Raw genomic sequence first — 25,615 nt, forward strand, 5'->3', positions numbered from 1 at the left:
GAAACCCCATGCAAACCACCCCCACTCCGCGCCGCCGCAACAACGCCGGCTTCACTTTGGTCGAGCTGATGGTGGTGATCGTCATCATCGGCCTGCTCGCCACCGTCGTGATGATCAACGTCATGCCCAGCCAGGATCGCGCGATGGTCGAGAAGGCCCGCGCCGACGTGTCGGTGCTGGAACAGGCCGTCGAGACCTACCGCCTCGAGAACCTCGTCTACCCGCGCACCGAGCACGGGCTCGATGCCTTACTGCGCGCGCCCGCCGGCCTCACCCGTCCCGAACGCTACCGTCGCGGCGGCTACATCCGCCGCCTGCCGACCGACCCGTGGGGCAACCCTTACCAGTACCGCCAGCCCGGCGAGCGCGGCGCGTTCGACATCTATTCGTTCGGCGCGGATGGCGCGGCGGGTGGCGAAGCCGACAACACCGACATCGGCAACTGGAACTGACCGTTGTCGCGCCAGCCCACCTGTTCGCGGCTCCCTGCGCGCCTGCGCGGCTTCACGTTGGTGGAGCTGATGGTGGTGCTGGTGATCGTCGGGTTGATGGGCGTGGCGGTAGTGCTGACCGCGCCGGGTGACGCCGGCACGCTTGCGCGGGAAGCCGACACCCTCGCCGCGCGGCTGGTACGCGCGCAGGAGGAGGCGATCATGACCAGCCGCGCGGTGCAGGTGGTCGTCGATGCAGGGGGCTATGCATTCGCACGGCAAAGCTTCGGTCAGTGGCAGCCGCTGGACGAGGGTCCGTTCGAGCCGGTGGCGTGGGCCGAAGGCACCACCGCGGTGCTCGATGGCAATCGCGAACAGGTCAGCTTCCGCTTCGAACCGACCGGCGGTGGGCGCGAGGAGCAGGTCCGAGTGGCACGTAACGGGCAGCAGCTCCGGGTCGGCGTGGACGCCGCCGGCGAGGTCAAGGTCGATGCGCCGCGCTGATCGGCCCGCGCCGGGCTTCTCGCTGATCGAGATGCTGGTCGCGATGGCGGTGTTCAGCCTGGTCGCGCTGGCGTTGTTGAACCTTGCCGGCGAGAACACCCGCACCGCCGTGGTGATCGAGGAGCGCGTGCTGGCCGGCGTGGTCGCCGACAACCGCGCGGTCGAGGCGATGCTGGCGACGCCCTCACAACTGGCCGCGAAATCCGCCGGCACCGAATCGGCAGGCGACCGCGACTGGCGCTGGATCCGCACCATCAGCCCGACCGACATGGATGCGATCGTCCGGATCGACGTCACCGTGATGCCCGCCGGCGAGGACCGCGTCACCGCGGAAGCCAGCGTGTTCCGGAGCGTGCAATGAACGCGCGCGGCTTCACCCTGGTCGAGATGCTGGTCGCCCTGCTGGTCTTCGCCTTGTTGTCGGCGGTCGGGGTCTCGGTGATGGCGTATGCCGCCGACAACCAGGGCGTGGTACAGGCGCGAATGGATCGGATCGGCGAGTTCCAGCGCGCACGCGCCCTGCTCAAGGCCGACCTCGCCCAGGCGGCCGTGCGCCGGGTGCGCGAGCGCGACGGCACGCCCGCGCGCAACGCCTTCATCGGCAGCACCGCGGGCGAAGGCCGGGCGATGTCGGGTGCGGCACCCTTGCTGGCGCTGGTTCGCCGCGGCTGGATCAATCCCGACGCCGAGCCGCGCGCATCGATGCAGTACGTCGAGTACCGGCTGGTCGACGGCCAGCTCGAACGCAGCGTCCGCACCGCGCTCGACGGCGCCGCGCCCGGCGTGCCACAGGTGATGCTGGCCGGCATCGAGTCGGCGACGATCGGCTACCACTACCGCGGCCAGTGGATCGACGGCTGGCCCGGCGGCGCGACGGCGATGCCCGATGCGGTACGGCTGCAACTGCAGCTGGAAGGACTGGGCCGGATCGAGCAGCTGTTCCTGCTGCCGGGCGGCAGTTCGTGAAGCGGCAGTCGGGCGTCGCACTGCTGACCGTGTTGCTGCTGGTCGTGGTGATGTCGGTGCTGGTGATGAGCGTGCTGGACGACATCCGCTTCGGCCTGCGCCGGGCATCCAACGCTCAATCAATGGCGCAGGCGCAGTGGTACGCACGCGGCGCGGAAACGCTGGCGATGGCGCAGATCGACCGTCTGTCGACGCGCGACCCGGGTCGCACCACGCTGGTCGGCGACTGGAACGACCGGCCGTTCGTGTTCCCGGTCGAGCACGGTGCGATCAGCGCGCGGCTGTCCGACGCCACTACCTGCTTCAACCTCAACAGCGTGGTCGAGGGCGCACCCGAGCTGTGGCAGCGACACGAAGCGGACAGCCAACAGTTCGGCGCGCTGCTGCGGGCGCTCGACGTCCCCGCGCATCAGGCTGACGCACTGGTCGACGCGCTGGTCGACTGGATCGATTCCGACAGCGTGCCCGGTGCACTCGGCGCCGAGGACGCGACCTACCTGTCGCGTACCCCGGCCCACCGCACCAGCGGCGCGCTGCTGGCCGAACCCAGCGAGCTGCGCACGATCGCCGGTTTCGACGACGACATCTACACCCGCCTGCGACCGCACGTATGCGCGTTGCCGACCGACACACTGTCGCCGATCAACCTCAACACCCTAGACGAAACCGACGCAGTGCTGCTGTCGATGCTGACCGACGGTGCGCTCGGCCTGGATGCGGCACGCCGGCTGATCCGCGCGCGCCCTCCTGGCGGCTGGCCGGACGCCGACACCTTCTGGTCGCACCGGCTGCTGGACGGGATCAAACCGCTGGCGTCGGCGAAGAGCCAGGTCGCGCTGTGGACGCGCTTCTTCGCCCTGCAGTCGCAGATCGAGTACGCCGGCGCGCAGGTCGTGTCGAGCGCGTTGTTCGAACACGATGCCGGCCGCACCTGGCTGGTCGAGCGCCGCCTGGCGCCACTGGAATGACCCATGAAGAACCCGCGTGAGCCCATCGCGATGAACCCCACCACCCTCTTGCTGTTGCTCCCGGCAACGCACGCAGCCGCGGCCACCTGCCTTCAGGTCGATGGCGGCGGCCGCGTGCTCGCACGGCGCACGGTCGACGCTGATGCGCCCCTGACCACCACTGCGACCCAGACCCCTGTCCGGCAGGTGCTGGCCGTACCCGGCATCGAATGCCTGTCGACCTGGCTGGAACTGCCGACGCGCAATCCGGTGCAGGCAGTGGCGGCGGCGCGCGTGCTGGTCGCGGAACATGTCGCCGGCCCGGTCGACACCCTGCATCTCGCGATCGCGCCGGCCGCGGACGACGGCAGCCGCCAGGTGGTCGCGGTCGAGTCGGCGACGATGCAGGCCTGGCTCGACCGTGCCGCGGCGCTCGGCATGACTCCCGATTTCGTGGTGCCGATGCCGATGCTGTTGCCTTCGACCGACGACGCGTCCGCGGGCGACACCGGCGAGGTCGTCATCGTCGACATGGGCGGGCATTGGCTGATCCGCGGCCAACGGCTGGCCTTCGCCGCCGAACCGGCGCTGGCCGACCAGGTCATCGGCGAACGGCCGCGTCGCGTCCTGACTGAAACGGAAGCCCAAGCCGCGTTCGCCGCCAACGCGCTGGCGCCGCCGATCGACCTGCTGCAATACGCCTTCGCCCGCAAGACCACCCGCCGCGAGGGTTGGCCGGCCTGGCGCCGCGCGGCAATCCTGGCCGCCGTACTGGTGGTGTCACCTTTGGTGTTGCTGGCCGCGCAGGCGATCCGCCACGAGGTCGCCGCGCGCGACCTGCAAGCCCAGGCCAACACCCGCGCCCGCGAGGTGTTGCCCGCTCTGGGCAAGGACGCCGACCCGCTGCCGCCGGTGCGTGCACGGCTGGCCGAACTACAGGCCGGCGACGGCTTTGCCCGCGCCGCCGCCGCGTTGCTGGCGGCGGTCGCGGCAACCGACGGCGCCGAACTCGATGCCCTCGCCTACGCCGACGGCGAACTGCAGGCCACCCTGGTGGTACCTGCACCGGCCGCGCTGGAACGCATCCGCACCGCGCTGGCCGAAGCCGGACTGGAGCTGGCCGAGACCGGTCGCCGCGATGCCGGCGACCGCAACCAGTACGCCATCACCGTGAGGCCATCGGCATGAGCACCTTCGACAAGCTCCGGCACGGGTGGCAATCACGCGAACTCCGCGAGCAACGGATGCTGGCGGTGATGTTCGCCGCGATCGCCGCGTTCGCGCTGTGGTTCGGCGTGGTCGCGCCGCTGCGGCACGCGCGCGATGCGGCGCGCGACCACCTTGACCGCGCCACCGCCGACCTGCGCGAGGTCACGCGTGGGGTCGCTGCGATCCGCACCCTGCAGGCCCAGCGGCCCGCCGCATCCGCGCCCGACGATTTTGCCCGCGCCATCCTCGATGCCGCCGCGGCCGCGCAGGTGCCGGTCAGCCGCCAGCGCATCGACGAGGCCGGCGTGCTCGAAGTGGGCATCGACGCGGTCGACGCACCGGTGCTGTTGGGCTGGCTCGACGGACTGGTTCAGCAGCTCGGCATCGCGCCAATGGCCGTCGACATCACCGAACGCAACGGCCGCCTGCAAGTGCAGGCGAGCTTCCGCATGCCATCGCCATGAGCCGGCGCGCACTGGCGTTGTCGTTCCTGCTGACTCTGGCGCTGATGCTGCTGGCGACGCTGCCGCTGCGGCTGGTATTGGCGGCAGGCTCCGGCATCGACCCGGATGCGCTGGGCCTGTCGGCGGACGGCGCATCGGGCTCGATCTGGTCCGGTCGCCTGCGCTCGGTCAAGTGGCGCGGGCAGACGCTGGGTGATGCCACCCTCGCACTGGAGCCGCTGTCGCTGCTGCTGGGCGTGCAACGGCTCGAACTGGCAACGTCCGGCCTGTCCGTCGACCTGCTGCGCGGTCGCCGCAGCGGCATCGACCACAGCAACGGGCAACTGCAACTGGACATCGACCGGCCGCTGCCGGGGCTGGTCGCGCACCTGTCCTTCGACAACGCCAGCCTGGTGTTCGCCGGCGGCCGCTGCCAGAAGGCCAGCGGCGCGGTCGCCGCGGAACTGGTCGTTCCTGGCCTCGCCGAGCCGATCCGGTTACAAGGGCCGGTGCACTGCGATGGCGACAGCGGCTCGATCGTGCTCGCCTCGATTCCGACCACCACCGACGCACCACGCGTCGAGGCAAACTTCACCATCAACGGTAACGGTCGCTATCGGTTACATTCGCGGGTGCAGCCTTCCGACGACCTGTCCGGGCTGGCGCTGCAGGCGGCCGGGTTCCGGCAAACCCCGGCCGGCCGGATCCGCATCGACGATGGGACATGGCCGGACTGACCAACAGGTCGCCATGTCACCGGGGGAGGACACCTCCACACAAATGCAATCAAAACGTCACAAAATTGCAGGGATGTCACATTTCTGTCATTTGCGGCCTTTAACCTGCGCGTACTTCCCCAGTACTGACATCTCATCGCAATGAAACTTAAACCCAACCGTCTTACAACGCGGATCCTTGTCGGCCTGTCACTCGCCGCATTGGCACCACTGATCCACGCCGGCGTCCCCATCGACACCATCGGCGGCTCCGAAATCAGTTTCGAGGGCATGGTCCAGACCGACGGCAGTTGGTACGACAACGACGTCGCCAACCTTGATGGCGATCCCGGCGACGGCAGTGACCACGACTACGAACTGCGCCGCGCGGAACTGGTGCTCAAGGGCAAGGGCCCGGGCAACGTCGACTGGGTGGTCGGTTACGACGCCAAGTCCGACAAGTGGCTCGATGTCAACGTCGAGTACGGCTTCGGCGATGGCCACACGCTGCAAGCCGGCCAGTTCAAGCAGCCCAGCAGCCTGGAGGAGCTGTCGTCGAGCAAGAACAACGACTTCATCTCCAAGGCGATGACCACCAACACCTTCGCGGTATCGCGCCGGCTCGGCGTGGCCTATGGCTATGGCCAGGACGACTGGAGCATCACCGCCAGCAGCTTCGGTCGCGAACTGACCAGCGGCGGCGCCCATGGCAGTGGTTACGGCGTTCGCGGCACCTTTGCGCCGATCAACCAGGACGGCAGCATCCTTCATTTCGGCCTGTCCTACGTGAACCAGGACACCGACGCTGACACCCTGCGCCTGCGCACCCGTCCGCAGGCCGACCTGGCCGGCGTGCGGCTGGTCGACTCCGGCACTCTCACCGATACCGATCGCCTCGCCACCACCGGCGCCGAGGCGTTCTGGGTACGGGGCCCGTTCAAGCTGCAGGGCGAGTACATGCAAGGCGAGGTCAGCCGCCATGACAACGCCGACTACAGCGCCAGCGGCGGCTACCTCAGCGCGCTCTACAACCTGACCGGCGAGAGCTGGAGCTACAAGGGCGGAGTGCCCGGTACCGCCAAGCCGGCCGATCCGGCCCGCGGCATGTGGCAGCTCGGCCTGCGCTACGACACGATCGACCTCGACGACGGCACGGTCGAGGGCGGCCAGATGGACGCACTGACCGCCGGCGTCAATTTGTACTGGCGCAAAAACTTCAAGTTCGCACTGAACTACGTGCAGGTCGACAGCGAGCGTCTTGGTGTCAGCGACGACCCCAATATCGTCGAGGCACGTGCGCAGTTCTATTGGTAGCGCTGTAACAAAGCCGCACGACTGTCATACACATGTAACAAAAATATCATTTCATAGGCTCAACCCGCTGGCATCAAGCCGGCCCTTTCCGTCACGGAGTTACCCATGAACCCGACACCGGCCCGATTTATTGTCCGCACCGCTGCCCTGTCCCTCGCCCTTGCGGTCGCTCTGAGCGCCTGCTCGGGCAACGATTCAGCCCCGACCACCGATACCGGCACCACCGCCGGTTCGACGGCCTCTGCAGACGCCACCGATCAGGTTGCCGCGCAGATCACCGGCGCCGGCGCGACCTTCATCTTCCCGCTGATCTCCAAGTGGTCGGCCGACTACCACACCGCGACCGGCAACATGGTCAACTACCAGTCGATCGGTTCGGGCGGCGGCATCGCCCAGATCAAGGCCGAGACAGTGGACTTCGGCTCCTCCGATGCGCCGCTGGACAGCGCCGAGCTGGCCGAGGCCGGCCTTGGCCAGTTCCCTTCGGCCATCGGCGGCGTGGTGCCGGTGGTCAACGTTGAAGGCATCGACCCCGGCGAATTGCGCCTGACCGGCGCGCTGCTGGCGGACATCTACCTAGGCAAGGTCAAGACCTGGAACGATGCCGCGATCGCTTCGCTCAACCCCGGCGTCGAACTGCCGGCGACGAAAATCAACCTGGTCCAGCGCTCGGACGGTTCGGGCACCACGTTCAACTTCACCAATTACCTGAACAAGGTCAGCCCGGCCTGGAAGGACGCGGTCGGCGAGGGCAAGTCGGTGCAGTGGCCCGACGGCGTCGGCGGCAAGGGCAATGAAGGCGTGGCGTCATACGTGCAGCAGATCGATGGCTCGATCGGTTACGTCGAGCTCGCCTACGCAATCCAGAACCAGATGTCCCATACCTTGCTGCAAAACGCCGCCGGCAACTTCGTCGCCCCCAGCGCCGAGTCGTTCCAGGCCGCCGCCGCAACAGCGGACTGGGCTGGCGCAAAAGACTTCAACCTGGTCATCACCAACGCCCCGGGCGCCGAGGCATGGCCGATCACCGCGACCAACTTCATCCTGATGTACAAGCAGCCCAAGGATGCCAAGCGCAGCGCGGACGCGATGGCGTTCTTCAAGTGGGCGCTGGAGAACGGCCAGCCGCAGGCATCGCAATTGCATTACGTGCCGTTGCCGGCGGAGCTGGTGGCGCAGGTCGAGGCGTATTGGGCGGCGGAGTTCAAGACCCCGTGATTGGTTGGGGTTCGGCGTATTACGGCTTCGCCTAGTACGCCCTACGCACGACATCGGAACGTAGGGCGCATTAACAATGCGCCCTACGACCACTTGGAGTTTTCCTGGACTGATGAATACCGTTGCCTTGCCAACCAGTACGCGTGATTTCAAGGATGCGCGCAACGATCGCTGGTTCCGCTACGCGCTGGTTGCGACCGTCGTGTTCGTGTTGCTGGCGCTTGCCGGGGCGGCGCTGTCGATGCTCTGGGGCGGTCGCCAGGCACTGCAGGTCACCGGGCTGGATTTCTTCTTCAGCACCGATTGGAACCCGGTGGAAAACCGCTACGGCGCGCTGGTGCCGATCTACGGCACCATCGTCACCGCGGCGATCGCGATGCTGTTTGCGATACCGGTCAGTTTCGGCATCGCGTTCTACCTGACCGAGGTCGCGCCGCGCTGGCTGCGCGGGCCGGTTGGAACCGCAATCGAGTTGCTGGCCGGCATCCCCTCGATCATCTACGGCATGTGGGGCCTGTTCGTGCTGGTGCCGGTGATGACCAAGTACGTCACGCCGTGGGCCAACGAGCACCTGGGCACGCTACCGATCATCGGCCCACTGTTCCAGGGGCCACCGATCGGCATCGGCATGCTCACCGCCGGCATCGTGCTGGCAATCATGGTGGTGCCGTTCATCTGCTCGGTGATGCGTGAGGTGTTCCTGACCGTGCCCACACGGCTGAAGGAATCCGCCTACGCGCTGGGCTCAACCAAGTGGGAGGTCAGCTGGGACATCGTGTTGCCGTACACCCGCTCGGCGGTGATCGGCGGCATCTTCCTCGGCCTGGGCCGGGCACTCGGCGAGACGATGGCGGTCGCGTTCGTGATCGGCAATTCGACCCGTTTCACCGCCTCGCTGCTGGAGCCGGGCACCACCATCGCCGCGCTGATCGCCAATGATTTCGGCGAGGCCACCGAAACCTACCGCTCCGCCCTGCTGCTGCTGGGCTTTGTGCTGTTCATCGTGACCTTCATCGTGCTCGCGATCGCGCGCTTTATGCTGGCCCAGTTGTCGCGCAAGGAGGGCAACTGATGGCCACCACCACTACCTCCACCACGCGCGCATCGGCGCGCGTCGCCGATTCGCTGTACCGCCGCCGGCGCATCGGCAATGTGGTCGCACTGGGATTGTCCTGCGTGGCCACCGCGATCGGCCTGCTGTTCCTGGGCTGGATCCTGTGGACACTGATCGCCAAAGGCATCGGCGCCATCGAGTGGTCGTTGTTCAGCCAGGACACCCCGCCGCCCATGGCCGAGGGTGGCCTGCGCAATGCCTTCTTCGGCAGCGCGGTGATGTGCCTGATGGCGATCGGGATCGGCACCCCGCTGGGCATCGCCGCGGGCACCTGGTTGGCCGAGTACGGCCGCAGCACCCGTATCGGAACCGTGGTCCGCTTCGTCAATGACATCCTGTTGTCGGCGCCGTCGATCGTGCTGGGCCTGTTCGTGTACACCCTGATCGTCATGCAGGCCGGCGGCAATTTCTCGGCCATTGCCGGCGCGATCTCACTGGCCTTCATCGTGCTGCCGGTGGTATTGCGCACCACCGACGAGATGCTGCGCCTGGTACCCGGTCAGATGCGCGAAGCCGCGCTGTCGCTGGGCGTGCCGCAGTGGAAGGTGATTGTGCAGGTGATGTACCGTTCGGCGATGCCCGGCATCGTCACCGGCATCCTGCTGGCGCTGGCCCGGATCTCCGGGGAGACCGCGCCGCTGCTGTTCACCGCCTTTGGTAACCAGTACTGGAGCACCGACATCACCGGTCCGATCGCCAGCGTGCCGGTAGTGATGTACCAGTACGCCGGAAGTCCGTACGAGAGCTGGCAGGACCTGGCCTGGGGCGGCGCGTTGGTGCTGACCGGGTTCGTGCTGCTGATCAGCCTCGCCGCCCGCGCCATCATTTCCCGCCACCGGGTGTCCAATGACTGAGCTCCTGCAACGCCCCGCCCTTTCGCGTACCCACAAGGCCCCGGCCATGACCAACGCAATGTCCCCCGCAGTCGCCATCGATGCGACGGCCAAGCTCGCTGCGCGCGGGCTGGACTTCCACTACGACAAGTTCCATGCGCTCAAGGGGATCAATCTGTCGATTCCGGAGAAGCAGGTCACGGCGCTGATTGGCCCGTCGGGCTGCGGCAAGTCGACCCTGCTGCGGGTGTTCAACCGCATCTACGCGCTGTATCCCAAGCAGGACGCCAGCGGCGAGGTACTGCTGGACGGTAAGAACATCCTCGATCCGAAGTACCCGATGAACCGGTTGCGCAGCAAGGTCGGGATGGTGTTCCAGAAGCCGGTGCCATTCCCGATGACGATCTTCGAGAACGTCGCCTACGCGATCCGCCACCACGAGAAGTTGTCTAAGGCGGAGATGGCCGTGCGCGTCGAACACGCCCTGCACCAGGCCGCGCTGTGGGACGAGGTCAAGGACAAGCTCGGGGCCAGCGCACTGGGCCTGTCGGGTGGCCAGCAACAGCGTCTGTGCATCGCCCGCGCCATCGCGCTGCGCCCGGATGTCCTGCTGCTGGACGAGCCAACCTCGGCGCTGGACCCGATCTCGACCAGCCGCATCGAGCAGCTCGTCGCCGAGCTGAAGAACGATTTCACCATCGTCATGGTCACCCACAACATGCAGCAGGCCGCGCGCGTGTCCGATTACACCGCCTTCATGTACTTGGGCGACCTGATCGAGCACGACGTGACCAGCACCATCTTCTCCAACCCGTCCAAGCGCCAGACCGAGGACTACATCACCGGCCGTTTCGGCTGAGGACATTGACATGACACCGACTCCCAGCGACCACATCGTCAAGAGCTACGACGAAGAACAGCAGCGCCTGTTCGACGAGACCCTGCGCATGGGTGAGATGGCCGCCGCCCAACTGGAAGCCGCGCTGGACGTGGTATCCCGTCGCGACGACTCGGCTGCCACCCGGATCATCGACAACGACGAGGCGATCGACCAGCTCGAGCAGGAAATCAGCCACGACGTCATGAAACTTGCCCTGCGCGGGCCGATGGCGCGCGACCTGCGCGAGATCCTGGCGGCGATCCGCATCACCTCCGATATCGAGCGCATAGGCGACTACGCAGCCAACGTCGCCAAACGCTCCACCGCGCTGAACCTGGCACCGCCACTGCCGCACATCAGCGGGCTGCAAGTGATCGGGCGGCTGGCGGTGACCCAGTTGCGCGACGTGCTGGTGGCCTATCGCGACAGCGACGTAGACGCCGCCAAGCGCGTGCGCGAAAGCGATGTCGCGATCGATACCGCCTACACCGCGCTGTTCCGCGAACTGCTGACCCACATGATGGAAGACCCGCGCGTGATTACCCCGTGCACCCACCTGCTGTTCATGGCCAAGAACATCGAGCGCATCGGCGACCACGCCACCAACATCGCCGAGAACGTCTGGTTCCTCGTCCATGGCGAGGACGACCTGCCCCCGCGCCCGAAGGCGGATGACAGCAACACGTTGGCGCCCCGACCGGGAGCCCCCGGCACGCGTTGATCCACCTGCGTCGTAACCGCGCTAGCATTACCACCACCGCGGCGCGGCCGCTAATGACGAGACAACACCATGTCGCACAAGTCGAACAAGCCCGTTTTCGCCGCCAGTGCCGCCCTCGCCGGCAGCCTGGTCTTCACTGGCGCCGTTCTTGCCAGCTCCGCATTTGCCGCCACCCCGCTGGCGCAGGGCTACATGCTCGGCGCACAGGACGCGGCAGCTACCGAGAAAACCGCCCACGAGGGCAAGTGCGGCGAAGGCATGTGCGGCATGGACAAGATGGATACCGACAAGGACGGCCAGCTGTCCCCAGCCGAATTCGCTGCCGCACATGATGGCGACAGCAGCAAGTTCGCCGCCCACGATGGCAATGGCGACGGCTTCATCGACGCCGATGAGATGAAGGCCCACCGCGCTGCAAAGAAGGCCGACATGCCCGCCAAGACCGACACGGAAGGCAAATGTGGCGAGGGCAAGTGCGGCTCGATGTGAGCCTCGCTGTGACTGCCTCATCGCAATGACGTCCACCGCCGCGCTCGCACCCCATGCCGTCGGCCTGGGCCTGCGACGCGGCTTGCTGCCCGAGTTGCGGGTGGCGCCGGCAGGCAGTTTCGACTTCCTCGAAGCCGCGCCGGAAAACTGGATCGGCGTCGGTGGCGCGTTGGGTGAGGACTTTCGGGAACTCGCCTCGCGCCATCCGCTTGTGTGCCATGGGCTATCGCTCTCGCTCGGCGGGCCGGGGCCGCTGGACGACACCTTCCTGGGCAAGTTGCGCCGGTTCCTGGACGCACACCAATGCCCGATCTACAGCGAGCACCTCAGCGCCTGCAGCGACGATCAGGGCCAGCTCTATGACCTGATGCCATTGCCGTTCACCGATGCCGTCGTCGACCACGTCGCGGCGCGTATCCGTCGCGTCCAGGACGCGCTGGGCCGGCGCATCGCGGTGGAGAACATCTCCTACTACGCCACCCTGCCCGCGCCCGATGCCATGCGCGAGATCGACTTCATCCGGGCCGTGCTCGACCGCGCCGATTGCGACCTGCTGCTGGACGTCAACAACCTTGTAGTCAACGCGACCAACCACGGCTACGACGCCCTCGACTTCCTGCACGCGCTACCCAGCGAACGCATCGCCTACCTCCACGTCGCCGGGCACTTTGACGAAGCCGCGGATCTCAAGATCGACACCCACGGCGCGGCCGTCAGCGACCCGGTATGGGCGTTGCTGGCGCAGACCTACCGGGCATTCGGCCCGCGTCCGACCTTGTTGGAGCGCGACTTCAACCTGCCGCCACTGGGCGAGTTGCTGGGCGAGCTGGATATCGTGCGCCGGCATCTCGACCCGCACCGCGCAGAGCAGCACGAACCGCCGCATGGCCAGGCCTCCCGTGTCGCCTGAGGACTCCATCACCAACGGTGCAGGCAACCGCAGCAACATCGAGGCAGCGACCGGCAGCAACGCCCTGCGCGCACTCAGCGACTACATCCGCGATCCTGACAACGCGCCGCCGCCCACCGGTATCGAAGCGCGCCGGCTGAAGGTCTATCGCGAGTTGTTCTTTAACAACCTGCAGTCGATGCTGGCCGGCAACTTCCCGGTGATCAAACGGATCCTGGGCGGTGCGCCCGATACCGACCGTTGGTCGGCATTGGTGCGCGACTTCTATCGCGACCATCCTTCACGCACCCCTCTGTTCACCGAAGTGGCGCGCGAATTTGTTCGCTACCTGGAAACCCGCGTCGCGCAGGACGAAAACCCTGCCGGAGAGCACGCCCATGCACCGGGACGCGACACCCCGCCCTGGCTGCCGGAACTGGCCCATTACGAATGGATCGAACTGGCCCTGCAGATCAGCGAGGCACGCGCCGACGATATCGCTCCCGATCCCGACGGCGGCTCCGGGGCCCTGCTCGACGACCGCCCACTGGTGTCGCCGCTGGCGTGGCCGCTGTCGTACACATGGCCGGTGCACCGGATCGGCCCCGGGTACCAACCCGACACGCCGCCGCCAGAGCCCACCTGCCTGCTGCTGCAACGCGACGCGGCCGGAAAAGTCCACTTCCAGCAACTCAGCGCGCTGACGTTCCGCCTGCTGCAGAGACTGGAACAACAGCCCGCATTGGATGGCCGCAGCCAGCTGCGGGCTCTGGCCGCGGAAGCCGCGATTGCCGCCGACGATGCCTTCATCGAACAGGGCCATGTGATGCTGCAACAACTGCGAGCGAGCGGCGTCATTGTCGGCACCAGAAAAAAAACGCCAAGCCAAGCCTGACGCACCCGTCTGCTACGCTCCCGCGATGACAACTGCTGCAACACCCTCCCCTGACGCGTCAACGGTCTCGCCATTGGCCACCCGCTTCCGCGGCTTCCTGCCAGTCGTGGTCGATGTGGAAACCGGCGGCTTCGACTGGAACCGCCATGCCCTGCTCGAAATCGCGGTATTGCCGCTGGATATCGACGAAAACGGGCTGTTGATCCTCGGCGAGACCACCAACGCCCACGTGGAGCCCGCGCCCGGCCTGGATATCGACCCCAAATCGCTGGAGATCACCGGCATCGTGCTGGACCACCCGTTCCGGCTCGCCAAGGAAGAACGCGCGGCGCTGGATCACGTGTTTGCCCCGGTGCGCGCGGCGTGCAAGAAGCACGGCTGCCAGCGCGCGATCCTGGTGGGCCACAACGCGCACTTCGATCTCAACTTCCTCAATGCCGCCGTCACCCGGGTTGGTCACAAGCGCAACCCGTTCCACCCCTTCAGCGTGTTCGACACCGTGACGCTTGCCGGGGTGGCGTACGGCCAGACCGTGCTCGCCCGCGCGGTGCAGGCGGCCGGCTTCGAGTGGGATGCCAACGAGGCCCACTCCGCGGTCTACGACACCGAGCGCACCGCCGAGCTGTTCTGCAAGATCGTCAATGCGTGGCCGGGACCGATGGCCGGTGTCGCTCCGCTGGCCCGGATGCCGTCCTCGCCGTAAATGGCCACCATGCCGCTGTGGCGGTCAAGGCTACGGCGTGGCCAGCTTCAGGCCGATCAGCCCCGCGATGATCAGCAGGATGCTGCCGACCCGGAGTGCATTCACCGGCTCGTCGAACAGCACCACGCCCAGGATGACGGTGCCCACTGCGCCCACACCCACCCAGATCGCGTAGGCGGTCCCGACCGGCAGCGACTTCATCGCGATGCCGAGCATGCCGACACTGATCGCCATGGCGGTCAGGGTGCCGACCGTCGGCCACAGGCGGGTGAATCCTTCGGTGTATTTCAGCCCGATCGCCCAGGCGATCTCAAACAGGCCGGCGAGTAGCAGGATGATCCAGGCCATGACGTTCTCCGTATCGATGGGGCCGTCCCCGGATGAACTGGAGCGGCGGGGTCGTCCCCGCGCCCTGCAAACTCAAAGCCGCTGGCGCACCGCTTCGAACAAGGTTACGCCGGTGGCGACCGAGACGTTGAGACTCTCGACACCGCCGCCGTCGCCGCCGGGCATCGGGATGTTCACCAACTGGTCGCAGTTCTCGCGCGTCAACCGGCGCAGGCCATCACCCTCGCCGCCCAGCACCAGCCCGACGTTGCCGCGCAGGTCGATCGAGTACAGCGATGCCTGCGCATCGCCCGCCAGGCCGTACAACCAGACTCCGAGCTTCTGCAGGTCCCGCATGGTCCGGGCCAGGTTGGTTACCGGCACCACCGGCACGCTGTCGGCGGCACCCGCGGAGGTCTTGCGCACGGTGGCGTTGACCTGGACCGACTTGTCCTTGGGGATGATCACCGCGGTAGCGCCCGCCGCCGCCGCGCTGCGCAGGCAGGCGCCCAGGTTGTGCGGGTCCTGCACGCCATCCAGCAGCAGGATCAGCGCGCGCCCTTCGGCAGCAACGACGAGATCTTCCAGCTCGTCCTCACCCCAGGTCTTCGCCGCCGCGTAACGTGCCACCACGCCCTGGTGACGCAGGTTGCCGACCACGCCGGCCAGCGCCTGCTGGTTGACCCGGCGCACATCGATCCCGAACCGGCGCGCAGACGTCTCAATCTCGGTCAGGCGCGGATTCTTCGCCCCGGCCTCAATCAGCACCTCGCGCACATTGTCGGCGTCGTGCTCGATCGCGGCGGTAACGGCATTGATGCCGGCAATCCATTGTTTCTGGCTCATGCGGGTCGGGAAATGGCGATAGGGCCGGCCATTGTAAGGCGCGGCGGAGCAGACAGCCGACTGCACGATGGTGTCGTGACCGGGAGACGCGTTACCCGCTTCCTGAAAAGTCAGCGATTCGAGCCTCCGCGACTCTCAAAATGATGCCAGAGCGAGGATGCGCATATGTTTGGTCAGCTAACGCCCGAACTAAGCCGACCTGTGTAGCGGGTTCGGCTTGAATGAATTGCCGGACCGCAGCCGACTGTGGGCCACCGATGCCAGCAAGGCGCCGATCAACCATGCTGCAAGAGCCTTGCCGCCATGGGGCAGCAGACCAGACACTACCAAGGCTGCAAACCCGGTCACCGCAAATGCCGCGAAGGCGAGAAAGACTCTGGCGGCAAGCAATCGAATTGCGAGGAAGTGGATCAGCAATGCCACGAGCATGGCGCCTATGCCAAAGACCACTGCCGCGTCCCAGAGGGCGAGAGGAAAGCCATCTGGCATGCCAAAGGCATTGGTGAAGCCGAGCGCGTAAATGGATGCGACATAAGTGATTCCGCCTGACACGACTCCAGCCGCGATGCTTTTCAGGGCGTATTGCATGCGTCTCTCCTTATTCGTCGAAATAGTCGATATCGATCTTCGGAACCATGCTGCTCTTCCTGCACGGGCTTTTACAATGTCGTCGCGAACGTCCATGGATCCCCGCCTGCGCGGGGATGACGGCATAGAGACGGGGATGTCGGCGGGGAGGCGGGGATGTCGGCGGGGATGACGGAGGGATGACGGCGCAACGGCGGGGGATGACGGCATAGAGGCGTGAGGGGAGGAACGGTGTAGACGGACCGTGTAGACGATGTGTCAGGCCTCTCAGCGCTTCTGCTTCTTGCGCTTGGCCGGCTCGGCGCGGGGCGGCACGGGTTTGGCGTCACCGGTCTCCTCGGCCAATCGGAAGTCGATTTTGCGCTCCTCCAGGCTGGCCTTCATCACGATGATGCTGGCGCGGTCGCCGAGGCGGAATTCGCGGCCGGTGCGCTCGCCGGTGAGGGTCTTGCGGATCGGATCGAAGCGATAGTAATCGTTCGGCAATTGGGTGACGTGGACCAAGCCGTTGACCTTGGAATCGTCCAGCTCCACGAACAAGCCGAAGCTGGTCACGCCGCTGATCACGCCGTCGAACCGGCTGCCCACGTGCTGCTCCATCCAGGCGGCGCGGTAGCGGTCATCGACCTCGCGTGAGGCCTCGTCGGCGCGGCGGCCACGCTCGGAACTCTGCAGCGACAACTGCGCCATGTCGCTGGGCGAGTAGCGGAAATGCTCCGCCTTGGCGCCGGTGAGTGCGTGCTTGATCGCGCGGTGCACCAGCAGGTCGGGATAGCGCCGGATCGGCGAGGTGAAGTGGGCGTAGGCCTCCAGCGCGAGACCGAAGTGGCCGATGTTCTCGGGCTGGTACACGGCAAGGCTCTGGCTGCGCAGTAGGACCGACTCGATCAACGGCCCATCGGCGCGTTCGCGGATGTTGCGCAGCAGTTGGGTGTAATCACGCGGCTGCACCTTGGACCACGGCGGCATCCGCAGCTGGAACTCCTTGAGGAACTCCAACAGGTCTTCGTACTTCTGCTCCGGCGGCCGGTCGTGGGTGCGGTACGGCGCGACCACCTCGGCGTTGATCAGGAACTTCGCCGCCTCCACGTTGGCGGCGATCATGCATTCCTCGATCAGCTTGTGCGCGTCATTGCGCACCAGCATGCCGGCCTGCACCACCTCGCCGCGCTCGCCCAGCACGAAGCGCACTTCGCTGGACTCGAATTCGATCGCGCCGCGCTTCGCCCGCGCCTTGGCCAGTACCTGGTACAGCTGGTGCAGTCGCTGCAGGTTCGGCAGCAGCGACCCCACCTGTTCCAGCGCCTCGTTCCGGGCGTCTTCCTCGACGCCGTCGCCAATCGCGCTCCAGACCTGGTTGTAGGTCAATCGCGCGTGCGAGTTCATCACCGCTTCGTAGAATTTCGCCTCGGTCACCTGGCCATCGCGATCGACCTGCATGTCGCAGACAAAGCACAGCCGGTCGACCTTGGGCTTCAGCGAGCAGATGCCGTTGGACAGCACCTCGGGCAGCATCGGCACCACGAAGCCGGGGAAATACACCGACGTCGCGCGCTTCTGCGCCTCCTCATCCAGCGAATGGCCCGGACGCACGTAATGGGACACGTCGGCGATCGCCACCACCACGCGGAAGCCGTCGCGGTTGGGCTCACACCACACCGCATCATCAAAGTCCTTGGCATCTTCGCCATCGATGGTGACCAGCGGCAGCTCGCGCAGGTCGACGCGCTTGGCGGTCTCGGCCGGCAATACATCCACCGGGATCGCGGCCGCCTGGTCGAGCACTTCGGGCGGGAATTCATACGGGATGTCGTGACCGTGGATCGCCGCCTGCACCGCCAGCGACGCGGTCAGGCGGTCACCCAGGACAGTCAGGATCCGGCCCAGCGGCGGCCGGCGCGCATCCGGGGAGCGGGTCAATTCGCACACCACCAGGTTGCCGGGCTGGGCGTCGCCGCGCGCCTCGGGCGGAATCAGGATGTTGCGCTGGACGCGGCGATCATCGGGTTCGACATAACAGACACCGTCCTCCAGCGTGAAGCGCCCGATCAGCCGATTGAGCCGGCGCTCCAGCACCTCCACGATCGCGCCTTCCTGGCGGCCGCGGCGGTCGACACCGGTCACGCTGGCCAGCACGCGGTCGCCGTGCATCACCTTGCGCATCTCGTAGGGCGGCAGGAACAGGTCGTCGCCACCGGCCTCAGGGCGCAGGAAGCCGAAGCCGTCGGGGTTGGCGATCACGCTGCCGGCGACCAGGTCGACTTGCTCGGCCGGCACGTAACCGTCTCGGCGGTTCTGCAGCAGTTGGCCGTCGCGAACCATCGCGCGCAACCGCGCGGTCATCGCCTCGAAACGTTCCGGCTCGTCCAGGCCCAGCCGGGCCGCCAGCGCCTCGGCGTTCATCGGCCCGTCGGAGTCAACCAACACCTGCAGGATCATCTCGCGGCTGGCGATGGGCTGCTCGTAACGGGCAGCCTCGCGGGCGGCGTGGGGATCATGCAGCCTGCCATCGCTTGACACGGCACTACCGTGCAGCGGCGCCAACGGCGGCTTGCGGGCACCGCTCGGTGGCGGCTCGGGCAGCCAACCAGGCTTCTTGCCGCCAGCCTTGGCCGACCCTCGACCAGCTTTTCCGGGCTTGGCGCTACCGGCAGACTGCGAGGTTCCGGTCTTGCCGGTCGATTTTTTGGCGCCACGGCGCTTGCTGGGAGGCTTGTTCATCGCCGAGATGTTACAGGTGCCGCGTCAACAGGCTGTAGGTAAAATCGCCGCCGAGCAGTGAGCAAGCGGGTTGGACAGGCTATCGGCAATAAAAAAAACCCCGCCGGGGCGGGGTTCTTGTTTGTCCGACATGGTAGTCGTCGAACGGTGTTGGTGCCCGGGAGAGGACTCGAACCTCCACGGAGTTGCCCCCGCTAGCACCTGAAGCTAGTGCGTCTACCAATTCCGCCACCCGGGCAAACCGCAAAACCAATCTGGCTGTGCGGGCCGCGTATGTTGCGGCGCGCGGAAAGTCTTGTCAACGCCCCGCGTGCGAATAAAATTCCCGAAAAGTGGGACAATGCATCCGGGAAGGGCTCGACGGGCCGCTCCTGCCATCGCAGTTGATGCGCGCCCGATTCAGAGCTAACTTCAACCCACCACGACAGATTCCCGCGGACGACGCGCGTTTTTCGATGCGTCGTCCGCATTGCTTTTGGAGCCATGAAGCATGAACGCTACCACCACCCCGCCGCTGTTGCTGTCGCGCTTGGACTACGAGCGTCTGGAGTCCCTGCTCGAACAGCCGCTGGCACAGGGCCTGAACACCGACGCATTGCGCCACGAGCTCGATCGCTCCGAATTGCTCGAGCCGGCCGAGATGCCCGATGACGTGATCACGATGAACTCGACCGCCCGTTTCCGCGACGTCAACAGCGCCGCCGAGCGTGAGCTGACACTGGTTTACCCGAAGGATGCCGACGGCAGCCCGGAGAAGGTGTCGATCCTGGCGCCGGTCGGCAGCGCGTTGCTTGGCCTGCACGTGGGTGCGGTCATCGACTGGCCGGTGCCTGGCGGCCGCACGATCACCCTTGAAGTCCTTTCGATCCGCTACCAGCCCGAGGCTGCAGGCGAACTGCACCGCTGAGGCCGTCGCACCCAATGACTGATTCCGTACGGCCCGTTTTCCACGGTTACGAACAAGTCCCACTGCGTGAATATGCCGAGCGCGCGTACCTCGATTATTCGATGTACGTCGTGCTGGACCGCGCGCTGCCATTCCTCGGCGATGGCCTCAAGCCGGTGCAGCGGCGGATCATCTACTCGATGAGCGAGCTGGGCCTGGGCTCGGGTTCCAAACCGAAGAAGTCCGCGCGCACCATCGGTGATGTCATCGGCAAATACCATCCGCACGGCGACAGCGCCTGCTACGAGGCGATGGTGCTGATGGCGCAGCCGTTCTCGTACCGCTATCCGCTGGTCGAAGGCCAAGGCAACTTCGGTTCCAGCGACGACCCCAAGTCGTTCGCCGCGATGCGCTACACCGAGTCCAAGCTGACCCCGATCGCCGAGGTCCTGCTGGCCGAGCTGACCCAGGGCACGGTCGATTGGGTTCCGAACTTCGACGGCACCCTGGAAGAACCGTCGTGGATGCCTGCGCGGCTGCCGCATTTGCTGCTCAATGGCACCACCGGCATTGCGGTCGGCATGGCCACCGACGTGCCGCCGCACAACCTCAACGAGGTGGTGAGCGCCTGCATCCGCCTGCTGGAGGATCCGGACGCGACCACTCGCGATCTATGCGAGCACGTACTCGGCCCGGACTACCCGACCCCGGCCGAGATCATCACCCCGCGCGCGGATCTGCTGCAGATGTACGAGACCGGCCTGGGCAGCGTGCGCGCCCGCGCCGTGTACGAAAAGGAAGGTCCGAACATCGTCATCACCGGCCTGCCCCACCAGGCCTCGCCGGGCAAGATCATCGAGCAGATCGCGACCCAGATGCGGGCCAAGAAGCTGCCGTGGCTGGAGGATATCCGCGACGAGTCCGACCACGCCAACCCGACCCGGATCGTGCTGATCCCACGCAGCAACCGGATCGATGTCGAGCAGTTGATGGGCCACCTGTTCGCGACCACGGACCTTGAGAAAAGCTTCCGGGTCAACATCAACGTGATCGGCCTGGACGGCCGTCCGCAGGTCAAGGGACTCAAGGCGTTCCTGACCGAATGGCTGACGTTCCGTACCGACACGGTGACCCGCCGGCTCAACCACCGGCTGGCGAAGGTCGAGCAGCGTCTGCACCTGCTGGAAGGACTGCTGGTCGCGTTCCTCAACCTGGATGAAGTGATCCGCATCATCCGCAGCGAGGACGAGCCCAAGCCGGCGCTGATGCAGCGCTTCTCACTCAGCGAGGAGCAGACCGACTACATCCTGGAAACCCGCCTGCGCCAACTGGCGCGACTGGAAGAGATGAAGATCCGCGGCGAGCAGGACGAGCTTGCCAAGGAGCGCGAGCAGTTGATGGCGATCCTGGGCAGCCAGCGCAAGCTGAAAAAGCTGGTCAAGGATGAATTGCTGGCCGATGCGAAAAAATTTGGTGACGACCGGCGCTCGCCCCTGGTCGCACGCGGCGCCGCACAGGCGCTGTCGGAAACCGACCTGGCGCCCAGTGAGCCCATGACCGTGGTGCTCAGCGAAAAGGGCTGGGTGCGTGCGGCGAAAGGGCACGACGTCGACGCGACGGCGATGAATTACCGCGACGGCGACCAGTTGCTGGCATCCACCCGCACCCGCAGCAACCAGCAGGTCGCGTTCCTGGATTCCAGCGGCCGCAGTTATTCGACCGTGGTCCATGGCCTGCCCTCCGCGCGCGGCAACGGCGAACCACTGACCGCGCGTTTCTCCCCCGCCGCGAAGACATCATTCCAGGCCATCGCCAGTGGCGACAACGATCAGCGCTTCGTACTCGCCAGCTCGCACGGCTATGGCTTCGTGACCCGCTTCGAGAACCTCACCAGCCGCAACAAGGCCGGCAAGGCGATGCTGTCGCTCACGCCCAACGCCAACGTGCTGCAACCGGCGGCGGTGAGCGACCTGGCGCAGGATCGCGTGGTCGTGGCAACCAGCGCCGGCCACCTGCTGGCCTTCCCGGCCTCGGAGTTGCCGGAGCTCGACAAGGGCAAGGGCAACAAGCTGATTGATATTCCCCGCGCCAAGCTGGGCACCGAGCACGTGGTCGCGGTGGCCGTGCTCGCACCGGGGGCATCGCTCAGCGTGAAGTCCGGTGCGCGCACGATGACCGTGACCTGGAAGGATCTGGAGGCCTACCTGGGTGGACGCGCGACGCGCGGCGGGTTGTTGCCGCGTGGGTGGCAGAAGGTTGAAGGGCTGTCGGTCGAATAGAGCACCCATGATCGAGGCAACTGCACGTGCGCGGCTTTGGCCAGCGCCGGATCCAGTGGTGCAACCCCGCCTGCAGGACGATGCCACCATCGTCATCCACGACCCCGGCCACGGCATGAGCCCTGAACAGATCAGCGCGATCTACGGTTGAAACCCCCGTCTGCGTGACCATCTCGGGTCAAAGGGCCGCAGCCGCAGCATGGGTCCAACCAGGAGCATGAAGTGAACAACAGCAAACGCATCCGTGTCGGCATGATCGGCCTCAACCCGGGCATCCATTGGGGCGCAACGGCCCACGTCCCGGCGCTCGCCGCCCTGGTCGACGTTTACGAGCTGGTCGGCGTGGCGAACACCAGCCTTGCCAGCGCTGAACGTGCCGCCGAAGCGTTCGGGTTGCCGCATGCGTTCGCCAACGCCCAGGCGCTGGTGGAGTCGCCCGAGGTGGACCTGGTCGTGGTCACCGTGAAGGTGCCGCACCACCATGCGCTGGTGACGGCGGCGCTGGAGGCCGGCAAGCACGTGTATTGCGAATGGCCACTGGGCAACGGCCTGGCCGAGGCGCGCGAGCTGGCCGCCCTGGCACGGGCGCGCGGCGTGGTGGCAGCGATCGGCACGCAGATGCGGGTGGCTCCGGAGATCGAGCACCTACGCGACCTCATCGCCGGTGGTTACATCGGCGACGTGCTGTCGACCACGCTGGTCGGCAACGGCGGACAATGGGCTGGGGAAACCGATGCCGCGCATGCCTACCTCTACGATGCAGGCAATGGCGCGACGCTGTTGACCATCCCGCTGGCGCATACGCTGGCCGGACTTTGCGAGGTGCTCGGTGGTGTCCGCAGCCTGTCGGCGCGCCTGGTCCGCCACCGGGACACGGTGCACGTCCAGGACAGCGGGGACGTCATCGCGAATACCAGCCCGGAGCAGGTGCTGGTGCAGGGCACGCTCGAGAGCGGCGCGGCATTCTCGATCCACTATCGCGGCGGCGTCTCGCGCGGGGTCAACCTGCTGTGGGAGATCAACGGCACGCAGGGCGACATCCAGGTGACCGGCGCCAGCGGCCACGCCCAGCTCGTGGACCTCGCGGTGAGGGGTGGCAATGGCGATGCCCCTGGACTGGCGCCGCTGATGCCGCCTGCCAACGTCTACGAGGGCTTGCCGGACAACGCGACCGCACGCAACGTGGCGCGCATCTACGCCCTGCTCGCGCAGGACATCCGGCAGGGAACGCGACGGGCGCCAGGCTTCGACGACGCCGTCGTGCTGCATGAGCTGGTGGATGCGATCGAGCGGTCGGCTGCAGAGGCGGAGCCGGGACTCTAGATCGACCCGGCAGACCGGCTTCCTTCAATCGCAGACGGCGACAGTCTTCGACCGCTGATCGATCAGAACCACCGCATTCTGGAGCGCATGTGCACCGACGAGCAGTTCCGGGAATTGTGCGGAGACGCGTACTTCCACGTCGGAGACGCTTACCTCTCCGACCCGGAAGGGCCCATGCACCGTGGCGCGCTGGGTCTCGATCTGACCATTGGTGAGCTGTGCGCGGCCTGCCTGCTCCAGCGGACCCGCAGCGACCTTCTCGTACAACGCTTGGGGAAGCACGAAGCCGATATTGGCACCCGTATCCAGGTGTCCCACGGTCTGCATTGCACCGATCGACACCGGTATGCGAAAAGCACGCTCGTAACCGAGAGCATTATTTCCAGACGCCGACAGTCGCAGCGCGCGACTGAACGTCAGGGTCTTGCGTGGGTAATCGATAACCAGCAGCCCGTCGGAAAAGAACTCGCGAGCGATGATCCCCGAAAACACTGCATCCGGAGCGTTGCGGCTGTTGTAGTCGCGCGCGATGACCTCTAAATTGGGTCGGACAACACCGCCGAGCTCAAGCGAGTCTAGGTGGGTCGTCTCCACATTCGCGCTTTTTACCCCGTCCGACGTGGTGGTCTCTCCATGCATCGACAGGCCCAGCAAAGTGACCAGACTGGCATCCGCACGGGCCATCCCACTTGCACCTGTATCAACCGCGAACCGGAATGGCCCGCGCCCATTGACCCGGGCCTGGACGTAGATGCGCCCGTCCACGGTTTCAAACGGGACATGCACCAGCGCGTCCGACAATGGAACGTCCGCGAGCGCGCAGGCATCGTCCAGTATTGTTGGAACAGGAGTCGCTGCTGTTGCGACAAATACCGCGGTCAGCAGGGTGGACACCGCCACGACCTTTCCAAGTGCAACGACGCAGCGGGCGCTGCTCCTTTGCTCACCGTACGCCGGCAGGGTCGGCGTCGTGCGATCGGGTCGGGCCTTACGGTCGAGCGGATATCGCTGAGGCATCGGACTTTCCTTATAGAAGGCGAAACTGCGGATCGGCGTTCGCGATAGCCGGGCGCAGGGGCTGCAGCGGTTCTGAGCAGGGTTGCGCACGAGCAGGCTGCCCGCTACGCGTCCCGAGAGGGAGCACAATGCGATGAAGCCGGCGCATGGCCGACGGAGGCCGGAAAACTCGGACTAAAAGGGCGGGCGCGCTGCCACTTAGGCTTTTTTTGACGAGCCCGCTATCGATGGCTCGAAAAATTACCCATGCTGGTTTTCAGGCCGACGTCCGCTATCGGCCGGAAGCGGACATCTGGGACACTTGAACGCATTGTTAGGCGGCACTGCTCAATCGCCCACCTGGCGGGGGCACGCTGAATCTTGCTCCGGAACGTCCGCCCGTTTGACAGGGTGACGTCTATCAGGAACCAAGACGTGCGCATCGGAATCAACGGCTGGCGCAAGTGCCGCCATAAGACGGAGTGCCATGGAACCGTCCCGCGAGCAACGCAGTGAACTACATAAATCCTTTTCCTGCTCTTGTTCACTAAATCGGCGGTAATCGGATCCGGGCCTGACCCATCAAGGACCATATGTCGGAATGTCAGGCCTGAGCCCTAACTTGCCGGTCCAAGGCGGGCTTCTTGAAAAAACGGCGTGGCGGGCGAAGGCCTTACAGCCAGGAGCCCGCCCGTGGCAGGCTTTCAAGCAGCCTGTCGTAGCCCTTCCGCCTTCAGAGCGGCTTGTACGGCCTTGCGCGCCAGCACGCGCTTGCTGAACGCGGCGAGGTTTGGCCAGCATTCGAGGTCGACTTGAATCCTGGGCGACCAGCTCAGCATTGTGAACAGGTAGGCGTCCGCCACTGTAAAGTCCGGGCCGGTCAGATAAGGTCGTCCATCGGCGAGGATTTGTTCCATCACCTCGAGCTTGCGTTCGAGACTTTCTGTGATCGTTTTTCGCGCTTCGGGCGCCATCGCAGGGTTGAAGAGCGGAACGCAGCCTTTGTGCAGTTCGGTCGCGATGAAGTTCAGGTGACCATTGACGCGGGCGCGCTCGACCGTACCGGAAAGTGGCGCCAACGTGCCGGGGGCATGCTTGTCGACCAAGTACTGAACAATAGCCGCACCCTCGGTCAGCACCTCGCCATCGTCCAGTTGAAGCGCCGGCACGTAACCCTTGGGATTGATGCTCGTGAAGTCCGCGCCGGACGCGGTCATCTTGGTACCGGGATCGACGGCCTCAAGCGAAAATGGCAGCGCGAGTTCACGTAGAACGATATGGGGAGACAGCGAGCAGGAGCCCGCCGTGTAGAAGAGCTTCAAGAAATATCTCCAATGTTGATTACGGTGACAGGCTGCTGATCACGGCCAAGGTGCT

28 protein-coding genes and 1 tRNA gene are annotated in these 25,615 nt (G+C 66.0%); 22 read left to right on the forward strand and 7 right to left on the reverse strand.

Annotated features, from left to right (window positions below):
• Positions 1-8 precede the first annotated feature (8 nt).
• The 18 genes from gspG (at position 9) to rnt (ending at position 14,272) form a co-directional block, all read left to right on the forward strand.
• A complete protein-coding gene (gene gspG, locus ACW5DN_RS06250) occupies positions 9-452 on the forward strand; it encodes a type II secretion system major pseudopilin GspG (RefSeq protein WP_456961866.1) in 444 nt (147 codons plus the stop codon).
• A gap of 3 nt (positions 453-455) precedes the next feature.
• Positions 456-935, forward strand: coding sequence for a GspH/FimT family pseudopilin (locus ACW5DN_RS06255; protein ID WP_456961867.1), 480 nt, complete (start codon positions 456-458; stop codon positions 933-935).
• Positions 922-1,296 (forward strand): type II secretion system minor pseudopilin GspI, encoded by a 375-nt coding sequence (gspI, locus tag ACW5DN_RS06260; protein ID WP_456961868.1) that lies wholly within the window; start codon positions 922-924, stop codon positions 1,294-1,296. The genes ACW5DN_RS06255 and gspI overlap by 14 nt, the downstream gene beginning before the upstream one ends.
• Positions 1,293-1,901: a type II secretion system minor pseudopilin GspJ gene (gene gspJ / locus ACW5DN_RS06265; RefSeq protein WP_456961869.1), complete on the forward strand. Its 609-nt coding sequence runs from the start codon at positions 1,293-1,295 to the stop codon at positions 1,899-1,901. Before gspI ends, gspJ begins: the two co-directional genes overlap by 4 nt.
• Positions 1,898-2,869, forward strand: a complete 972-nt coding sequence (gene gspK / locus ACW5DN_RS06270) for a type II secretion system minor pseudopilin GspK (RefSeq protein ID WP_456961870.1) — start codon at positions 1,898-1,900, stop codon at positions 2,867-2,869. Before gspJ ends, gspK begins: the two co-directional genes overlap by 4 nt.
• Positions 2,870-2,872: 3 nt before the next feature.
• Complete coding sequence (gene gspL, locus ACW5DN_RS06275; RefSeq protein WP_456961871.1) at positions 2,873-4,036, forward strand: type II secretion system protein GspL; 1,164 nt, start codon at positions 2,873-2,875, stop codon at positions 4,034-4,036.
• Positions 4,033-4,521: a type II secretion system protein GspM gene (gene gspM, locus ACW5DN_RS06280; RefSeq protein WP_456961872.1), complete on the forward strand. Its 489-nt coding sequence runs from the start codon at positions 4,033-4,035 to the stop codon at positions 4,519-4,521. The genes gspL and gspM overlap by 4 nt, the downstream gene beginning before the upstream one ends.
• On the forward strand, positions 4,518-5,237 hold the full coding sequence (gene gspN, locus ACW5DN_RS06285; RefSeq protein WP_456961873.1) for a type II secretion system protein N: 720 nt from the start codon (positions 4,518-4,520) through the stop codon (positions 5,235-5,237). The genes gspM and gspN overlap by 4 nt, the downstream gene beginning before the upstream one ends.
• 141 nt (positions 5,238-5,378) lie before the next feature.
• Positions 5,379-6,530 (forward strand): OprO/OprP family phosphate-selective porin, encoded by a 1,152-nt coding sequence (locus tag ACW5DN_RS06290; protein ID WP_456961874.1) that lies wholly within the window; start codon positions 5,379-5,381, stop codon positions 6,528-6,530.
• 105 nt (positions 6,531-6,635) lie between these two features.
• Positions 6,636-7,748 carry a phosphate ABC transporter substrate-binding protein PstS gene (pstS, locus tag ACW5DN_RS06295; RefSeq protein ID WP_456961875.1) on the forward strand — a complete coding sequence of 371 codons (1,113 nt, stop codon included), beginning with the start codon at positions 6,636-6,638 and terminating at the stop codon, positions 7,746-7,748.
• 112 nt (positions 7,749-7,860) lie between these two features.
• Positions 7,861-8,820: a phosphate ABC transporter permease subunit PstC gene (gene pstC / locus ACW5DN_RS06300; protein WP_456961876.1), complete on the forward strand. Its 960-nt coding sequence runs from the start codon at positions 7,861-7,863 to the stop codon at positions 8,818-8,820.
• A complete protein-coding gene (gene pstA / locus ACW5DN_RS06305; protein WP_456961877.1) occupies positions 8,820-9,716 on the forward strand; it encodes a phosphate ABC transporter permease PstA in 897 nt (298 codons plus the stop codon). The genes pstC and pstA overlap by 1 nt, the downstream gene beginning before the upstream one ends.
• A 46-nt stretch (positions 9,717-9,762) precedes the next feature.
• Positions 9,763-10,554 carry a phosphate ABC transporter ATP-binding protein PstB gene (gene pstB / locus ACW5DN_RS06310; RefSeq protein WP_456961878.1) on the forward strand — a complete coding sequence of 264 codons (792 nt, stop codon included), beginning with the start codon at positions 9,763-9,765 and terminating at the stop codon, positions 10,552-10,554.
• 10 nt (positions 10,555-10,564) lie between these two features.
• Positions 10,565-11,296 (forward strand): phosphate signaling complex protein PhoU, encoded by a 732-nt coding sequence (phoU, locus tag ACW5DN_RS06315; RefSeq protein ID WP_456961879.1) that lies wholly within the window; start codon positions 10,565-10,567, stop codon positions 11,294-11,296.
• Positions 11,297-11,365: 69 nt separating this feature from the next.
• Positions 11,366-11,785 (forward strand): HvfA family oxazolone/thioamide-modified RiPP metallophore, encoded by a 420-nt coding sequence (locus ACW5DN_RS06320; RefSeq protein WP_456961880.1) that lies wholly within the window; start codon positions 11,366-11,368, stop codon positions 11,783-11,785.
• 25 nt (positions 11,786-11,810) lie between these two features.
• Positions 11,811-12,695: an HvfB family MNIO-type RiPP peptide maturase gene (locus tag ACW5DN_RS06325; RefSeq protein WP_456961881.1), complete on the forward strand. Its 885-nt coding sequence runs from the start codon at positions 11,811-11,813 to the stop codon at positions 12,693-12,695.
• The gene (locus ACW5DN_RS06330; protein ID WP_456961882.1) at positions 12,670-13,569 is read left to right on the forward strand and encodes an HvfC family RiPP maturation protein; all 900 of its coding nucleotides are present in this window, start codon (positions 12,670-12,672) and stop codon (positions 13,567-13,569) included. Before ACW5DN_RS06325 ends, ACW5DN_RS06330 begins: the two co-directional genes overlap by 26 nt.
• A 25-nt stretch (positions 13,570-13,594) precedes the next feature.
• Positions 13,595-14,272 (forward strand): ribonuclease T, encoded by a 678-nt coding sequence (rnt, locus tag ACW5DN_RS06335; RefSeq protein ID WP_456961883.1) that lies wholly within the window; start codon positions 13,595-13,597, stop codon positions 14,270-14,272.
• Between the two features lie 30 nt (positions 14,273-14,302).
• On the opposite strand, the gene sugE is transcribed toward rnt, so the two are convergent.
• The 5 genes from sugE to ACW5DN_RS06360 form a co-directional block, all read right to left on the reverse strand.
• Complete coding sequence (sugE, locus tag ACW5DN_RS06340; protein ID WP_456961884.1) at positions 14,303-14,620, reverse strand: quaternary ammonium compound efflux SMR transporter SugE; 318 nt, start codon at positions 14,618-14,620, stop codon at positions 14,303-14,305.
• Positions 14,621-14,692: 72 nt separating this feature from the next.
• Entirely contained in the window at positions 14,693-15,445 is a 753-nt protein-coding gene (gene rlmB, locus ACW5DN_RS06345; protein WP_456961885.1) for a 23S rRNA (guanosine(2251)-2'-O)-methyltransferase RlmB, read from the reverse strand.
• Positions 15,446-15,634: 189 nt separating this feature from the next.
• Positions 15,635-16,033 (reverse strand): hypothetical protein, encoded by a 399-nt coding sequence (locus ACW5DN_RS06350; protein ID WP_456961886.1) that lies wholly within the window; start codon positions 16,031-16,033, stop codon positions 15,635-15,637.
• Positions 16,034-16,300: 267 nt separating this feature from the next.
• Positions 16,301-18,754, reverse strand: a complete 2,454-nt coding sequence (rnr, locus tag ACW5DN_RS06355) for a ribonuclease R (protein ID WP_456961887.1) — start codon at positions 18,752-18,754, stop codon at positions 16,301-16,303.
• A gap of 151 nt (positions 18,755-18,905) precedes the next feature.
• Positions 18,906-18,992: transfer RNA gene (locus ACW5DN_RS06360), tRNA-Leu, on the reverse strand.
• A 252-nt stretch (positions 18,993-19,244) separates the two neighbouring features.
• On the opposite strand from ACW5DN_RS06360, the gene rnk reads away from it, so the two are divergent.
• The 4 genes from rnk to ACW5DN_RS06380 all read left to right on the forward strand — a co-directional run bounded on the left by rnk (position 19,245) and on the right by ACW5DN_RS06380 (position 23,242).
• Positions 19,245-19,661 (forward strand): nucleoside diphosphate kinase regulator, encoded by a 417-nt coding sequence (gene rnk, locus ACW5DN_RS06365; protein ID WP_456961888.1) that lies wholly within the window; start codon positions 19,245-19,247, stop codon positions 19,659-19,661.
• 14 nt (positions 19,662-19,675) lie between these two features.
• Positions 19,676-21,919 (forward strand): DNA topoisomerase IV subunit A, encoded by a 2,244-nt coding sequence (parC, locus tag ACW5DN_RS06370; RefSeq protein WP_456961889.1) that lies wholly within the window; start codon positions 19,676-19,678, stop codon positions 21,917-21,919.
• Between the two features lie 7 nt (positions 21,920-21,926).
• The gene (locus tag ACW5DN_RS06375) at positions 21,927-22,070 is read left to right on the forward strand and encodes a hypothetical protein (RefSeq protein WP_456961890.1); all 144 of its coding nucleotides are present in this window, start codon (positions 21,927-21,929) and stop codon (positions 22,068-22,070) included.
• 71 nt (positions 22,071-22,141) lie between these two features.
• Positions 22,142-23,242, forward strand: coding sequence for a Gfo/Idh/MocA family protein (locus tag ACW5DN_RS06380; RefSeq protein WP_456961891.1), 1,101 nt, complete (start codon positions 22,142-22,144; stop codon positions 23,240-23,242).
• Positions 23,243-23,266: 24 nt separating this feature from the next.
• On the opposite strand, the gene ACW5DN_RS06385 is transcribed toward ACW5DN_RS06380, so the two are convergent.
• Complete coding sequence (locus ACW5DN_RS06385) at positions 23,267-24,259, reverse strand: aspartyl protease family protein (RefSeq protein WP_456961892.1); 993 nt, start codon at positions 24,257-24,259, stop codon at positions 23,267-23,269.
• A 683-nt stretch (positions 24,260-24,942) separates the two neighbouring features.
• The gene (gene gstA / locus ACW5DN_RS06390; protein WP_456961893.1) at positions 24,943-25,560 is read right to left on the reverse strand and encodes a glutathione transferase GstA; all 618 of its coding nucleotides are present in this window, start codon (positions 25,558-25,560) and stop codon (positions 24,943-24,945) included.
• Between the last annotated feature and the right edge of the window lie 55 nt (positions 25,561-25,615).

It is taken from the genome of Lysobacter sp. A289, assembly GCF_054072675.1.

Excerpts from the sequence above, each read along its gene's own strand:
- gspG (WP_456961866.1), top strand. The coding sequence starts at position 9 with ATGCAAACCACCCCCACTCCGCGCCGCCGCAACAACGCCGGCTTCACT.
- gspI (WP_456961868.1), top strand. The coding sequence starts at position 922 with ATGCGCCGCGCTGATCGGCCCGCGCCGGGCTTCTCGCTGATCGAGATG.
- gspJ (WP_456961869.1), top strand. The coding sequence starts at position 1,293 with ATGAACGCGCGCGGCTTCACCCTGGTCGAGATGCTGGTCGCCCTGCTG.
- gspL (WP_456961871.1), top strand. The coding sequence starts at position 2,873 with ATGAAGAACCCGCGTGAGCCCATCGCGATGAACCCCACCACCCTCTTG.
- gspM (WP_456961872.1), top strand. The coding sequence starts at position 4,033 with ATGAGCACCTTCGACAAGCTCCGGCACGGGTGGCAATCACGCGAACTC.
- gspN (WP_456961873.1), top strand. The coding sequence starts at position 4,518 with ATGAGCCGGCGCGCACTGGCGTTGTCGTTCCTGCTGACTCTGGCGCTG.
- ACW5DN_RS06290 (WP_456961874.1), top strand. The coding sequence starts at position 5,379 with ATGAAACTTAAACCCAACCGTCTTACAACGCGGATCCTTGTCGGCCTG.
- pstS (WP_456961875.1), top strand. The coding sequence starts at position 6,636 with ATGAACCCGACACCGGCCCGATTTATTGTCCGCACCGCTGCCCTGTCC.
- pstC (WP_456961876.1), top strand. The coding sequence starts at position 7,861 with ATGAATACCGTTGCCTTGCCAACCAGTACGCGTGATTTCAAGGATGCG.
- pstA (WP_456961877.1), top strand. The coding sequence starts at position 8,820 with ATGGCCACCACCACTACCTCCACCACGCGCGCATCGGCGCGCGTCGCC.
- pstB (WP_456961878.1), top strand. The coding sequence starts at position 9,763 with ATGACCAACGCAATGTCCCCCGCAGTCGCCATCGATGCGACGGCCAAG.
- phoU (WP_456961879.1), top strand. The coding sequence starts at position 10,565 with ATGACACCGACTCCCAGCGACCACATCGTCAAGAGCTACGACGAAGAA.
- ACW5DN_RS06320 (WP_456961880.1), top strand. The coding sequence starts at position 11,366 with ATGTCGCACAAGTCGAACAAGCCCGTTTTCGCCGCCAGTGCCGCCCTC.
- ACW5DN_RS06325 (WP_456961881.1), top strand. The coding sequence starts at position 11,811 with ATGACGTCCACCGCCGCGCTCGCACCCCATGCCGTCGGCCTGGGCCTG.
- ACW5DN_RS06330 (WP_456961882.1), top strand. The coding sequence starts at position 12,670 with ATGGCCAGGCCTCCCGTGTCGCCTGAGGACTCCATCACCAACGGTGCA.
- rnt (WP_456961883.1), top strand. The coding sequence starts at position 13,595 with ATGACAACTGCTGCAACACCCTCCCCTGACGCGTCAACGGTCTCGCCA.
- sugE (WP_456961884.1), bottom strand. The coding sequence starts at position 14,620 with ATGGCCTGGATCATCCTGCTACTCGCCGGCCTGTTTGAGATCGCCTGG.
- rlmB (WP_456961885.1), bottom strand. The coding sequence starts at position 15,445 with ATGAGCCAGAAACAATGGATTGCCGGCATCAATGCCGTTACCGCCGCG.
- ACW5DN_RS06350 (WP_456961886.1), bottom strand. The coding sequence starts at position 16,033 with ATGCAATACGCCCTGAAAAGCATCGCGGCTGGAGTCGTGTCAGGCGGA.
- rnr (WP_456961887.1), bottom strand. The coding sequence starts at position 18,754 with ATGAACAAGCCTCCCAGCAAGCGCCGTGGCGCCAAAAAATCGACCGGC.
- rnk (WP_456961888.1), top strand. The coding sequence starts at position 19,245 with ATGAACGCTACCACCACCCCGCCGCTGTTGCTGTCGCGCTTGGACTAC.
- parC (WP_456961889.1), top strand. The coding sequence starts at position 19,676 with ATGACTGATTCCGTACGGCCCGTTTTCCACGGTTACGAACAAGTCCCA.
- ACW5DN_RS06375 (WP_456961890.1), top strand. The coding sequence starts at position 21,927 with ATGATCGAGGCAACTGCACGTGCGCGGCTTTGGCCAGCGCCGGATCCA.
- ACW5DN_RS06385 (WP_456961892.1), bottom strand. The coding sequence starts at position 24,259 with ATGCCTCAGCGATATCCGCTCGACCGTAAGGCCCGACCCGATCGCACG.